This window comes from Microcoleus sp. S1D4 (assembly GCF_036700765.1).
In the GTDB taxonomy this organism is placed as follows: domain Bacteria; phylum Cyanobacteriota; class Cyanobacteriia; order Cyanobacteriales; family Microcoleaceae; genus Microcoleus.
In genome coordinates this window covers 139957-154297 of record NZ_JAUBPP010000002.1, presented here as the reverse complement: position 1 = coordinate 154297, position 14341 = coordinate 139957, and the positions used below count along the sequence as shown (strand labels likewise).

Genomic DNA, 14341 nt, shown 5'->3' with positions numbered 1-14341 from the left:
TTCCCACAGTTCGATATTGCGGTCATTGTTCTGTAAGCACCATCCCATCGCTTGGCAGATTTGAAGCCTTTAGCTCCCAAAGTTTTAGCCATTTTAGCAATGGCAACCAGAGAACAAGTTATGATTGTCAGTGCACAGCTTTAAGCAATACATTCTCTGCAATTTTTCCCAACCGCTGAATAAGCTGATTATTAAAATGAATGGCGATGGTGACAATGCCGTTACCGAAGTTACCTATAAACCCGCAGAACAACGAGTTTACCTTAACAAAGTCCGCTATTTTGAAGGCATCGTATCCGAAGTTTGGGAGTTTAAAATTGGCGGTTATCAGGTGTTGGAAAAATGGCTCAAAGACCGCAAAAAAGCCAAACGCACTTTATCCTTTGATGATGTGCTGCACTCTCAAAAGGTGGTGGTGGCGCTCAAAGAAACTATGCAACTGATGATAGAAATAGAGCGACTGATTCCTGGTTTTCCGATAGAGTAAAGTTCAGGACTTACTGACTCAGACAAAGAAACCGGGTTTTGATCGAATCTGTGCACAGTAACGAAGTTTTTTTGTAAAAAACCCGGTTTTTGGGGCCATGCGTAAGTCCTATTACGTTATAATTGAGCTAGAATCTTCTATCTGTAAAAATGGGATAGTAAACTATGATATTCACCGAATTAAAAATCGATCTAGCCTCCTTAAATTCAGCCGATAAAGCAGCCGCTATAGAAATTTTACTTCAAACTTTAGCCAACGGTTCTCTAGGCATTAAAAAGACTCCCGGCGTGTGTGGCGGCGATGCTTGTGTTGGCAATACTCGCATACAAGTTTGGGTACTTGTGGGTTATCGCCGTCTCGGATGCAGCGATGCTGAACTTTTTAAGTGCTATCCCCATTTGACTGCTGCTGATTTAGTCAATGCTTGGGCTTATGCTGATGCTTACCCAGACGAAATTGAACTAGCAATTAAAGAAAATGAGGAAGCCTAAAACATGGCACGAATTTATGCAGACGAACAGTATCCGTTGCCAGTAGTTGAGTTTCTGCGACCTTTAGATCACGATGTTTTAACAGTTCAAGAAGCCGGAAACGCAGGATTAGGAATTCCTGATGAGGATGTATTGGCTTTTGTAGCGAGTAATGAGCGAGCAGTTTTGACTCTCAATCGAGGGGATTTTATTCGACTGCATCGATCGCAACCCGACCATGCTGGTATTATTATTTGTACTCAAGATAGCAACTGGGAAAGACAAGCGACGCGAATTAATGATGCTATTTCTACCCTGGATACTTTGAACGGTAAATTGATTCGAGTTAACCGTCCTTCGATGTAAAAAAAACCGTAGCTTACGGGGCCTGGGCGCGATCGCCCTTGTTAAATCTACAGCAATTGTGAGATTCTGTACGTAGCCTTGACTGCGTGACTAATCACAATTACGTTGAAATGCGTAAGTTCTGTGAAGAGTTGATGTAGATTGGTAAATTCGATCGCATACCGGGTGACAGTAGCTAGGGTAATTTTGCTATGGTTGTTAAGGCAGGTCGATCGGGCTGATAAGATTTCTCGGTAAAAATGTACAGTTCGCTAACTCGTCCGCGCGGGTGGGCTGCGATTTTAACAACAAATTAGCTGCCCTCAAAACCCAACGTCGTTTACCAAAGGATTCAGCAAGCAATCCTCAAGGAGTGAAAATCATGGTTCAAACTCAAGAAATTTCTCAAATATCTACTCTGCTGGCATCAGCAGCATCCAACGGAATAGCCGCTACAGAATTGCGCCCTTGGGGCTCGTTTACCACCCTAGAAGAAGGCCCTGGATATAAAATTAAGCGAATCGAAGTTAAACCCGGACACCGCCTCAGCCTGCAAATGCACCACCACCGCAGCGAACACTGGATCGTAGTTTGCGGTACCGCAAAAGTTACCTGCGGCGAAACAGAACAAGTTTTGTTTACAAATCAATCTACCTACGTTCCTCAGTGCATTTCTCACCGTTTGGAAAATCCAGGAGTTATCCCCCTGATTTTAATTGAAGTGCAGAATGGCGAATATCTCGGAGAAGATGATATTATCCGCTTTCAAGACGATTACGCCCGCACCGAAAAGGCCAAGTAACTGATTAAGTGGTTATTTGTTATTTGTTATTTGTTGTTTGTTATTTGTTGTTGGTTATTCGCACCAATCAGTAACCAGTAACCAATAACTAATAACCAGTAACCAGTAACCAGTAACCAGTAACCAGTAACCAATAACCAATAACTAATAACCAATCATGATTAATCTGAGCCCAACAGCAGTCACAGAAGTAAAGCGCCTCAAGTCAAAACATTCAAACCGCAATGCTTTATTTCGTCTGGGCGTAGAATCTAGCGGCTGCTCCGGTTTATCCTATACAATGGCATTTGACGATGCCGCCAGCCCAGAAGACACTGTATACGAGTCCGAGGGAATTCAAGTAGCGATCGACCCCCAGCACTTAAAATATCTCAATCAACTAACCTTAGATTATTCAGAAGACTTGATGGGCGGAGGTTTCCGGTTCCACAATCCCAATGCAGCCCAAAGCTGTAGCTGCGGCAACTCCTTTTCTGCAAAAGAATAATCAAACAGCAGTCAGTCGCAGATAATTCTTCAATCTCCAAGAAACCCCCAGCATTCACGACCAAATTTTCTTAAAATCATCTCCGTTTATCCGCATTACATCTGCTGAAAATCTGCGATTTTCAGAGTAAAATATCGCTCCAATATATCATCTCAAATCTAACAGAGATTAACGTAAAGCGCCTGAAAAGAATCAGGAAAAATTAATATTATGATGACAGTCAAAGACTTAGAAAAAGTTCAAAAAACCTTCAAAGAAGCCGATCAAGATTACCAATTAGAATTAGAAAACGGGAAGATTATCATTGTGGGCCCATCAGATATTGTATCTAGCGAAATAGGTGTACTTTTCATTTGGCTGCTCGCCAATTGGGTTTATCCCCGCCGTTTGGGGCGAATTTTTGACTCCGCAGGCGGCTTTATTTTACCGGATGCTAACCTCACAGCACCCGATGTTTCTTTTGTGCGGGCCGCGCGTCTGAGGGAAAGTCCCCGTTATTTCGGAGAATTAGTCCCAGACTTGGTAGTAGAAATTAAATCACAGAGCGATCGCATTAAACCGCTAGAAAAAAAGCTCCTGAATTTTATCCAACTAGGAGCGCAAGTAGGAATTTTGATCGATCCAGACGAACAAACTGTTACAGTTTACCGTCAGGAATGCGAACCAATTGTATTGGGAAACGAAGATGTTTTAACAGTAGCCGAACTTTTTTCCGGTTGGGAATTGCCAATTTGTCAACTGTGGCCGCCAATTTTTACTGAAGCAGAAACTCAAGCATAATTTTGCATTTTAATATAAGTAATTTGAACGAACCGCGAAGACGCAAAGGACGCGAAAGAAGAGAAGAGAAATTCTTTGTTAGCAAATTTGGGAGAAGCGCTAGAAAAAAACTGCGGCCACAGCATCAAAGCTTCCTATCTTTCCGCCTTTCATATTGCTAAAAAAATCTAACGCTTTTTCTCTTTTCTTCCTTCGCGTCCTTTGCGTCTTCGCGGTTTATAAAAAAAATCAAAATCCCGCCAAAATTTCTATATACAATTAACACGCCAAACAGTACAATTTGAGGTTAATTTAAAAATAGTTAATTAATGAAACTGAGAACTCGCAAATTATGGCTCGGTATAATATTTTGTAGCTTTAACCCGATCGCCCCCAGCATAGCCCAAATCGTCCCCGACACCACGCTACCAGTCAATTCTACCGTGACAGTCAGCGGCAAAAACAGCTCGATAGAGGGCGGCACGACAGCCGGAAGCAATCTATTTCACAGTTTTCGAGAATTTTCGGTTTTGACGGGAAACACGGCTGTTTTCAACAATTCAGCAGACATCCAAAATATTTTCACCCGCATTACCGGTGGCTCGATTTCTAATATTGACGGCGAGTTGAAAGCTAACGGTACTGCAAATCTATTTTTGCTCAATCCTAACGGGATTATTTTTGGCCCGAATGCTTCGTTAAATATTGGCGGTTCGTTTTTGGCGACTACGGCGAATGCTGTAGATTTTGGCGGTGGGGCGAATTTCTCTGCCACTTTTCCCGGACAAAATACGCCTTTGTTAATCGTTAGCGTGCCTCTGGGCTTGCAATACGGACAGCCTTCTGGAAGTATCGTAAATCGATCGACCGACGGATTGCAAGTGCGATCGGGCAACAGTCTGATACTTGCCGGCGGCGATGTGAGATTGGAAGGCGGAGTTTTACTTGCTCCCGGCGGTAGAGTAGAACTCGCAGCCGTTGCTGGCTCTGGAACTGTGCCGCTCAACTTCCTCGGTAACAATGTGAGTTTAGTTTTTCCCACCGGCATCGAAAGAGGCGATATATCTCTAACAAAGGAGGCGGCTATCAACGTGCGCGCAGCAGGCGGCGGGAATGTTATTGTCAACGCTCACAACTTCAACGCTTCAGAAGGCAGCACAGTGCGGGCGGGAATCAATCTAGGGCTGGGTGCGGCAGGCGCTAGAAGTGGAGATATTTATGTTAGCGCGTTGGGTGCGATCGCGATCGACGGTGAAGGCACATTTCTTTCTAATGCAGTGCTGTCAGACGCTACAGGCACCGGCGGCGATGTCAACCTCACAGCCAACTCGCTTTCTGTCACCAACGGCGGTCAAATATACGCCGGGACTTACGGGCGGGGAGATGCCGGCAACGTCAATATTAACCTCAGCGGTGCAGCTTCCTTTGATGAAACAAACGGCTTCTCCAGCGGTGCGTACAGTCGGGTGGAAAAAGCAGCCGCAGGAAACGGAGGCAATGTCAATCTCACAGCAGCCTCGCTTTCGATAACTAATGGGGCTGCCCTGCAAGCCAGCACCTACGGACGCGGGAATGTCGGCAGCGTCAACGTTAACGTCGCCGATACAGTGATTTTGGATGGGACGAGTTCCGAAACCGAGGTTTTCTCCAGCGGTATCTACAACCGAGTGGAGACATCCGACAACGCAGTCGGTCAGGGTGGTAGCATTAATATCGCCGCGGGTTCGCTGTTTTTGACTAATGGTGCTGTGATTACTGCTAGCACCGGCGCCCGGGGCAATGCTGGAAATCTAACGGTGACAGTCCGCGACGGCATTACCTTAGATGGTACCGGTCGATTCTCGTCGGCTTTGGGAGTTGGACAGTCCAGCGGTTTGTACAGCAGTGTCAAAGACACAGCAGTTGGAGAAGGCGGAAATATTCGCGTCAGTGCTAATTCGCTGTCGGCGACAAACGGTGCTGTTGTGATTGCCAATACTTTTGGTGTCGGCAACGGCGGCAGTATTCAAATTAATGTTAATTCTGTCAATCTGGCGGGTGTTGATGCTGGCGGACAGTCTAGCGGCATATTTACGCCGACTGAACCAAGTGCGATCGGCAACGCCGGAGAAATTACAATTAATTCTGATATGCTGCGGCTGGCTGACGGCGCTGTTGTCAGTTCGCGCACTCTCAATTCCAGTAGCGGTGGCAGTATTGCGATTAATGCCCGCACCTTGGAAGTCGTTAACGGCGCGCAAGTGTTGACTACTGCTAACCGCGAGGGCAGTGCGGGAAATATTCAGTTGAACGTTTCTGAAAGTATAAGCTTTTCTGGGAGCGATCGCACTTTTGGCGATCGACTCAATAGATTCGGTCAAGATTTAGTTAGCAACTCCGGTGCTGCTAGCGGAATTTATGCCAATACATCTGACAATTCAACAGGTGCCGGCGGCACTTTAACCGTTCAAACCAGGCAATTAACTGTCCGAGATGGCGCAGCAGTTACTGTCAGTGCCGACGGCAAAGGCGCAGCAGGAAATTTAACAATTGCGGCCGACTCAATTCGTTTAGATAGCGGCGCAATTAAAGCCACAACCCAAGCCGGCAATTTCGGAAACATCACCTTGCAAGCACCGGATTTGCAACTGCAGGGTAACAGTCAAATTACTACTAATGCCTTCGGTACTGCCACCGGCGGCAATATCGATATTAACACCAAGTTTTTAATTGCTAAGGAAAATAGCGACATCCGCGCCAACGCAGTCCGAGGCCGAGGCGGGAATATTATCATTACTGCCGAAGGCATTTTTCAATCTTTAGACAGCGACATCGACGCCAGTTCAGAATTAGGAATTGACGGTAATGTCGAACTCAGAACACCCGATACTGATCCCGTAAAAGGATTAAATCAACCAGAAATCCTCGGAGTTCCCCCGGCACCTGCACAAACTTGTCAAACTAGAGGCCAAAGGACAAGTCGGTTTGTCATCACTGGGCGCGGCGGTTTACCCCCTAGTCCCAGGGAACGAGTCAGCAGCGAGCATAATTTCGAGGCCGTGAAAGAGCCTATTGTGGAGGCTCAAGGCTGGATAATTAATGCTAAGGGGGAGATTGAATTGGTGGCGAATTCGGCTGCTGTGGTTCCTTACAGCCCTGGGAGAGCGCCTGTTTGCCACTGAATAGCGCGCGATCGATTTTGTGCGGCGGGCTTTGGCAAGACCCTAAAAATGCTGTTTCTTTTGATCTCATTGTCGATCCTAAGTGAACAGTATTAGTATTGTAAAAAAGCGGACGGTCGTCCTCACTGCGAACCAATCAATTTTAGACCGGACAGGATTTAAGACCGTTTCCCTCCCGGTATCGCCGCTCAATTCACCGCCGGAACTGGTGATTCTACAGGTCGAATAATTGGCGGTTTATTCGTAGATTTTTCTTGAAAAACTGCCTTGAGTGCTAAGTCTAGATTTTCTGCCATGACGATGCGGTTTTCGTAGGCAACAATAACTCTGACTAAAGTTGGCAAACTATTGCGCTCCGCTTCTAAATAAAGAGGTTCGACGTACAGCAAAGATTGTTCGATTGGAATAACTAATAAATTTCCTTGAATTGCTTTTGAACCCTGGCGATTCCAGAGAGATATTTGTTCGGAAATAACCGGGTCTTGATTGATTAATGCTTCTATTTGTTCCGGGCCGTAAACTAATCGCTGTTTGGGAAACTGGTATAACAGCAATTTTCCGTAATTTTTGTCGTCCGATCGCCCTGCAATCCAAGCAATTAAATTGTTGCGGCCTACTGGTGTAAATGGCAGCAGCAAAATAAACTCTTCGGAAGTTTCCGTCGGCAGTTTCGTAATCAAATAGTACGGTGCTACCGGCTGCTGTTCGTTACCGTAAATTTCCATAGGAACTCGCCACAAATCCTCCCGATTGTAAAATACCTGTGGGTCTTCCATGTGATAAGTTAGCAAGCGTTCTGATTGAACGTTTAACAAATCTACGGGATACCTAATATGTTTGCGGATAGTCAGAGGCATTTGGTCAAGGGGTTTGAATAGTCCGGGAAATATCTGAGCCCAACTGTTGATAATCGGGTCTGAGGGATTGGCAACATAGAAGTCAACCGATCCGTGGTAAGCGTCAATGACTACTTTTACTGAGTTGCGGATGTAGTTAAATTCATTTTGACCCGGATCGGAATACGGGTAGCGATCGCTCGCTGTATAGGCATCGATAATCCAGTAAAGATAGTTAGGAGGATCGTTATTATTAGTTTTTGAGGAAGAAGGCTGATTTTTTTGACGATTTTTAGCGTTGTTTTTTTCTATATCATTTTTACTCAAATTGGCGTTTGCTACTACCAAATACGGATCGGAATCGTAGCGCAAAAAAGGAGCGATCGCCCGAACTCTTTGGTTAATGTTTCGGCGGTACAATAATTTAGTTTCGGGCGTAAAATTGCGAGTCAGTACCATTTGCCAATTTTTGAGATAATTAGCAAACAGCCAGCGCCGCCACAGAGAACCGATCGCAATTCCGCCTCTACCGTTGTAATTGTTGTAAACATTTTCTTCGCCGCTGGGATAGTCGAATTCCTTGACTTGTGTCGGTGTCATCACGTTTGTATCTGTGAGGGCACCGTAGTAAATGCGCGGATAGCCGATCGGGAGACTCATCCGAATTCGATCGCTAGTTATATCTAAAGCAGTCTCTCCTTTCTCGGCTGGAACTCCAATATCTTTAACAAAATAATCGGGTAAACCGCCGACACCGACTGTGTTTACGGGAGAAAGAGTAAAGCCGTAACCGTGCGTGTACACCAGATGTTCGTTCACCCAAGTTTGAGCTTCCGGCGCAACTGCTGCATAATCTAGTTCCCGCGCCGCCAGAATTACTTGCTGGCTTTCAGTTTCTCCCTTTTTTGCGGTTTTCTTTTTGATTGTGTAGCGATCGATATCCGCATCAGGAAATGTATAATACGGTCTGATTTGCTGCAACTGTCGGTTGGTTTCCAGCAGTGGCCGTTTGTCCCACAGCCGGATGTTGCTAACAGTCAGTTGATTTCTTTCTAAGTCTTCATATGTAAGTTTCCCGGCTGGATCGAAAGTTTTTATTTCTATTTTTTTGAGGTCAAAAGCTTCTTGAGTAAAGGCAATGCTGCGTTTGATGTACGGCTGTTCTCGCGCTATTTCGTTTGGTCTGACTAGCAGTTGCTGCACAAGTTTTGGCAGCAGCCAACCTCCCAAAACACTCAAAATTATCCACACTAAAATAATCTTTTTAATCAGTTTATTGGGAGTTTTGAATTGCCAAACCTGGTACAGCATCAAAAGTGCGATCGCCCCAGCCAACACGCTCAACAATCCGTAGACGGGCAGCCGCACCGTTACATCAGCGTAATTCGCTCCGTAGGTAACGTCTCCGCGCGAGTACATCAATGCGTAGCGCCCCAGGCAGTACCGGAGTGAGGTGGCTAGCATGAAAGCTGCACCTAAGCCGTACAAATGGCGCTGCTGCGATCGCGAAAACCCCAAAAATCTACCTTTACTCAGGCTATCTCCCGACAGCAAATATGTTAAAGCACCAGAGACTAAACCGTACAAAAATACAACTGTCAGCCCTAAGCTTAGCAACTCTAAAATTGGAAAAATAAATACATAAAAGCTAATATTTTGGTTAAAAATAGGGTCGGTTGTATTAAAATTAGTAGGGTGGAAATATTGTAAAACGTTTGTCCAGCGACTGACTGCAACAATCCCGATCGCCACACTGAGAAAAAGAGCGATCGCCCGCAGCCAAAAATCCGGCTTAATTGCCACAGCTAACATTGTGCCCAGCAGCAAGCCCAACTGCCACCGCCCAGAAAATAGCTGTACCAGCCCTGGCTGAATTGACTCAATTCCTAACTTTATGGGCAGTGGAGGCACATTGCCTCCTATACCGAGATAGGTGAAGCTGTTGGCAGCTAACAGCCCGCAGTGAATTACTGTCAAAGTGGCGATCGAACTCAATCCGAATACCGCCAACAGCAGCCAATAAAAAGTAATTTGAGATTTAGCAACAGGTAATTCGTCGTAATTCTTCCCCGTTTTGTTCGCCCAGGGCGAAGCGAATAGCCCCGCCGCCCCCGGCGATTTGATTTCCTCCGCCGGATGTTGCAGGCGGCGCGCCAAAGCCAAATTTCCCAGCAAAAAGGCAGAAGAAACCGTAATTGCGATCGTCCCCAGCAACCCTTGAGTTGTCAGCTTTAACAGCAAAACCTGAAGATATCCCACTTCCTGAAACCAGAAAATTTCTGCCGCAACGCGAGAGGAAAATTCAAAAATTAACCACAGCCCAACAAGCAATAAAATTAATTGATAAATTCGCTTAATAGTCATTAATAATTAGTTAAAAATAGTCATTAGTCAGTAGTCATTAGTCAGTAGTCATTAGTCCTTAGTCATTAGTCATTAGTTAAGAAGAGTCATTAGTTGAGAATAATTGATAATTTTCAACAATAACAAGCGACCAATGACTAATAACATTCGCGAGTGGAGACAGCATTAATGACTAATAACTAATGACCAATGACTAAGGACTAATGACCAGCTAGCTGTACTGCTGATTGACATCCACATCCAAATTAAACAGCGTTTGCAAAGTCTGCATCGCTTGTCTGCGTGCCTCAATATCCTGCTGAGCGCGCAACTGTACCATCGGATCGTGCAAAATTTTATTCACAATCCCCCTTGTTAAAGATTCAATCACATCTTGATGTTTCTCCGAAAATTCAGAGCCCAGACGTGACAAAGCTTTTTCTAACTCTTGTTCCCGAATCAATTCTATCTTATCCCGCAAACAGCTAATAGTAGGAACAGTTTCCAGACTGCGCCACCAGACATCAAAAGCCTCTACTTCCTGTTCCAGCAAACCCTGAGCTTCCATTGCCATTTTGCGGCGGCTTTCGTGATTTTGAGCTACCACTGCTTTCAAATCATCCACATTAAACGACTTGACATGAGCGATTTCCTTCGCGTCCGAATCAACGTTGCGCGGCACTGAAATGTCCACCAACATCAAAGGGCGGTTCACGATTAAAACAGCTTCTAATTTAGCTTTATTTAACAGCGGATCTGTAGCAGCAGTACAGGTAAAAACCAAATCAGAATCTGCAATTACCTGCATCATTTCCGACAGCAGATACAAGTGCAATTGGGCATCTTTAAAGTTATTTGCTAACTCCTGGCCGCCCCGCACGGATCGATTGACGATCGCAATATGGCTCGCCCCTTTCGAGAGCAAATGCTGCACCAAAAGCCGCGACATTTTACCAGCACCGATAATCGCAATGCGGCTACTAGCTAAATGCTGACCTTTCAATTGAGCCAATTCTGCCGCCGCCGAACTGATCGACACCGCACCCGTACCGATGCTAGTTTCGGTGCGAACTCGCTTCCCTGCTGTGAGAGCTTGCTTGAACAAACGCTCTAAAATTCTGCCCACACCTTTGTACTGCTGGGCGAGTTTGTGAGTTTGTTTCACCTGAGCCAAAATTTGTCCTTCTCCCAGCACCAAACTATCGAGGCCCGAAGAAACTCGCATCAAGTGCATCACCGCATCTTCGTGCAGCAAAATAAACAGGTGAGGGCGCAAAGACAGCAAGGGAACTTTGCTGCATTCAGAAAGAAACTGAATCACCTCTCGCACTCCAGGCTCAGACTCGCTGGTAACAATATAAATTTCTAAGCGGTTGCAAGTGCTGAGGATGGCAACTTCTTGAATGTGGGGGTAGCCGCGCAATTGGGCGATCGCGGCTTCAATCTTCGGTTCTGGAATGCTCAGTTTTTCACGAACTTCAACCGGGGCTGTTTTGTGGCTGAGACCTACGACTGCAATATTCATATCTGTGATTTGTCACTATTTATTTCTTACTTGTTAACAGTCACCTGTTATTAGTTCTTAGTTTATCGCTAATTACCAATCACGGGTGACTGTTAACAGCTAACAGTCAACAGTCAACAGCTAACAGTCAACAATCAACAGTCAACAGCCAACAGTTAACCGCTAACTAATGACTAATTCAATTGCAGAGATTTCGGCTGGTCAAACATATGGATAGTATCCACAAACCGAGCTGTTTTCGACTGAGAAGAAATTACCAAACTCTCAGTGCGAGCGCCGCCGCCAAAGAAGCGAACTCCATCCATCAGCGTTCCGGGAGTAATTCCGCAAGCTGCAAACAGAACAGTTTCTCCAGATGCCAACTCTTCAGCATTGTAAATCTTGTCTGGGTCTGTGATACCCATTTCTTTAAGGCGGGCGAGATTGCTCTCTTTGCTTTCACCGATCAAACCAGTTTTGACAACAGCCGGATCGTAAATTAACTGCCCTTGGAAGTGACCGCCCAAGCAGCGCATTGCTGCTGCGGAAATCACACCTTCGGGTGCTGCACCAATACCCATCAGCGCGTGGATGTTGGAACCAGAAAACGCGCAAGAAATCGCTGCCGAAACGTCGCCGTCGCTAATCAAGCGAACTCTTGAACCTGCTTGCCGAATTTCATTAATTAAATCTTTGTGCCGGGGGCGATCCATGACCACTACCACCAAATCTTCAATACTGCGGCCGAGGCAATCAGAGATAATTTTGAGGTTTTCGGTTGGCGTTTTGCGAATATCTACATGATTCTTAGCAGCCGCAGGAGCAGCCAATTTGTTCATGTAGAAATCCGGTGCAGCAAACAAACCACCTTTTTCAGAGATTGCCAAAACTGCCATCGAACCGTTTTGACCGTAAGCAACTAGGTTAGTTCCTTCGCAGGGGTCAACGGCGATGTCAATTTCGATCAATTCATCGATGTTGCAGACATCTTTAGCATCTTCGCGAGTACAAATACCTACTTGTTCGCCAATGTAAAGCATGGGTGCGTCGTCGCGTTCCCCTTCACCGATCACAATGCGGCCGCGCATATGAATTTTGTTCATGCGCTCGCGCATGGCTTCTACAGCCACTCTGTCGGCTTCATCTTTCTCGCCTTTGCCCATCAAGCGAGCGGAAGCGATGGCTGCCTGCTCGACTACTTCGATAATCTCTAAACCGATTACATTGTCCACAAACTTTATTCTCCCAACTTCTGATGCTTGCCTGTGCTCTTTTGCACTCCCAGCCATCAAGTTTATCAGAGGCGGGGATCTCTGCGAGCGTAAGCACTTGCTTTGTTTGTGTTAACTTTTGCTTCTTTCAGACCCGGAGGGGAGATGGGGGAGATGGGGAGATGGGGAAATGGGGAGAGTGGGAGAGTGGGAGAGGGGGAAATGGGGAGAGTGGGAGATGGGGATATGGGGAGAGTGGGAGAGTGGGAGAGTGGGAGATGGGGAGAGTGGGAGATAGGGAGATGGGGAGATGGGGAGATGGGGAGATAGGGAGATGGGGATATGGGGAGAGTGGGAGATGGGGAGATGGGGAGAGTGGGAGATGGGGAGAGTGGGAGAGTGGGAGAGTGGGAGATGGGGAGATGGGGAGAGTGGGAGATGGGGAGAGTGGGGACAATTTTCCTTCTTCCCTCAAGCCTCAACATCATCCTTCTTCCTTTAACATTCATCCGTTACATCCGTTACACAATCCGTTGCCGAACTTCCTTCTTTCTTCGCCATCCTTGATTTATCGTAACAGTTGCCTCAGTCTTGAAGTTTTATGATGGTGATAGGAAATCAAATTTTCGACCTAAAATCGGGACGAACTAGACTTTATAACCGGGGAGCAATTAAAAATGATGATGAAAGCCCAAGATATTATGACAACAGAAGTTGTTACCATTCGGGGTTCGGCCACGGTAGCTGAAGCAGTGGCGACGATGAACGAACTTTGCCTGCGCGCGCTAATTGTGGAACGCCGCCACGAACAAGACTCCTACGGTATTGTTACGGAAACCGATATTGTTTACAAAGTAACAGCCTACGGAGTAGACCCGCAAAAAGTCCGCGTTTTTGAGATTATGACCAAACCGTGCATTACGGTGAATCCAGACTTGGGTGTAGAATACGTGGCGAGGTTGTTCGCCAATACTCGCATCCGCCGAGCTCCGGTGATTAAGGATAAGCTGCTTGGCATTATTTCGGTAACAGATATCTTGACAAAAAGCGATTTTGTTGATAAGCCGAAAAGTGTTTTATTTGAGGAAGAAATCGAAAGGGCGATCGCGGATGCTAGAACAGTCTGTTCCCAAAAAGGCGCTACTTCTAGAGAGTGCGCGGTAGCGTGGGACATTGTAGAGGAAATGCAGGCTGAGGCTTCTCACCAGCGATCGATGAAGCTTGAGAAAACGGCTTTTGACGAGTATTGCGAGGAAAATCCCGAGGCGGCTGAAGCGCGGATGTACGACAGCTAATTTAGTCATTAGTCATCAGTCATTAGTTATTAGTTATCAACTCTTATGTATGGATTGATAACTAATAGCTAACGATCGGAAATAGCTTTTTTTAGGCTCGCCTCACGAAAAATAAAAATCTTAAGTGTTTGGCCCAATCATATAAAACACGTTCAGCTTATTCCCATCTAGATCCCGAAAATATCCCACATAAAACCCCGGTAACGTGCCTCTTGACCCCACTGCTCCTTCATCCTTAGCGCCAAGTTCGATCGCTTTGTTATAAACTAAGTTGACTTTTTCTGGACTGTCAACTTGAAGTGCGATCATTACGCCATTACCAACAGTTGCTTCGTTGCCATCAAAGGGTTTTGCAACAGCAAATCCTGGCATCTCTGGAGAAACGCTCCATGCGATAAATCGGTCGAATTCCATGAATCGTTGAGCGCCAATTTCCGCAAGCAAAGTATCATAAAACTTGGCTGCACGTTCAAGATTGTTGGTGCCGACTGTAACGTATCCAATCATATTTTTTCTCCTCTAACTGATGTTAAGATAAAAAAATGTTTGAGCAAATAACAACTGACTTAAACTGATCCTTATAAAACCAAAGCTACAACTCAAACATCATTTTACATCATAACTGACACTATCTCGGTGTT

12 protein-coding genes are annotated in these 14341 nt (G+C 45.7%); 8 read left to right on the top strand and 4 right to left on the bottom strand.

Going from position 1 to position 14341, the window contains the following annotated elements:
• Positions 1–130: 130 nt before the first annotated feature.
• The 7 genes from QT998_RS03055 (at position 131) to QT998_RS03025 (ending at position 6511) form a co-directional block, all read left to right on the top strand.
• Positions 131–487, top strand: a complete 357-nt coding sequence (locus tag QT998_RS03055) for a type ISP restriction/modification enzyme (protein ID WP_333114017.1) — start codon at positions 131–133, stop codon at positions 485–487.
• 164 nt (positions 488–651) lie between these two features.
• Complete coding sequence (locus QT998_RS03050; RefSeq protein WP_333090383.1) at positions 652–978, top strand: DUF433 domain-containing protein; 327 nt, start codon at positions 652–654, stop codon at positions 976–978.
• 3 nt (positions 979–981) lie between these two features.
• Entirely contained in the window at positions 982–1323 is a 342-nt protein-coding gene (locus QT998_RS03045) for a DUF5615 family PIN-like protein (RefSeq protein WP_333090385.1), read from the top strand.
• A 361-nt stretch (positions 1324–1684) separates the two neighbouring features.
• Entirely contained in the window at positions 1685–2104 is a 420-nt protein-coding gene (locus QT998_RS03040) for a phosphomannose isomerase type II C-terminal cupin domain (RefSeq protein WP_194012284.1), read from the top strand.
• A gap of 157 nt (positions 2105–2261) precedes the next feature.
• On the top strand, positions 2262–2591 hold the full coding sequence (locus QT998_RS03035) for a HesB/IscA family protein (RefSeq protein WP_333114014.1): 330 nt from the start codon (positions 2262–2264) through the stop codon (positions 2589–2591).
• Between the two features lie 213 nt (positions 2592–2804).
• Positions 2805–3371, top strand: a complete 567-nt coding sequence (locus QT998_RS03030; RefSeq protein WP_333114273.1) for a Uma2 family endonuclease — start codon at positions 2805–2807, stop codon at positions 3369–3371.
• 308 nt (positions 3372–3679) lie between these two features.
• Positions 3680–6511 (top strand): two-partner secretion domain-containing protein, encoded by a 2832-nt coding sequence (locus QT998_RS03025; RefSeq protein WP_333114013.1) that lies wholly within the window; start codon positions 3680–3682, stop codon positions 6509–6511.
• A gap of 188 nt (positions 6512–6699) precedes the next feature.
• Here QT998_RS03025 and QT998_RS03020 read toward each other — a convergent pair whose 3' ends face one another.
• The 3 genes from QT998_RS03020 to glpX form a co-directional block, all read right to left on the bottom strand.
• Complete coding sequence (locus QT998_RS03020) at positions 6700–9711, bottom strand: UPF0182 family protein (protein WP_333090389.1); 3012 nt, start codon at positions 9709–9711, stop codon at positions 6700–6702.
• Positions 9712–9922: 211 nt separating this feature from the next.
• Positions 9923–11215 carry a glutamyl-tRNA reductase gene (locus tag QT998_RS03015; RefSeq protein WP_333090390.1) on the bottom strand — a complete coding sequence of 431 codons (1293 nt, stop codon included), beginning with the start codon at positions 11213–11215 and terminating at the stop codon, positions 9923–9925.
• Positions 11216–11388: 173 nt separating this feature from the next.
• On the bottom strand, positions 11389–12426 hold the full coding sequence (gene glpX, locus QT998_RS03010) for a class II fructose-bisphosphatase (protein WP_194067500.1): 1038 nt from the start codon (positions 12424–12426) through the stop codon (positions 11389–11391).
• Between the two features lie 656 nt (positions 12427–13082).
• Between glpX and QT998_RS03005 the strand changes: the two genes are divergently transcribed.
• Positions 13083–13700, top strand: coding sequence for a CP12 domain-containing protein (locus QT998_RS03005; protein WP_333090397.1), 618 nt, complete (start codon positions 13083–13085; stop codon positions 13698–13700).
• A gap of 120 nt (positions 13701–13820) precedes the next feature.
• Here QT998_RS03005 and QT998_RS03000 read toward each other — a convergent pair whose 3' ends face one another.
• Positions 13821–14207, bottom strand: a complete 387-nt coding sequence (locus QT998_RS03000; RefSeq protein ID WP_333114010.1) for a VOC family protein — start codon at positions 14205–14207, stop codon at positions 13821–13823.
• Positions 14208–14341: the final 134 nt, after the last annotated feature.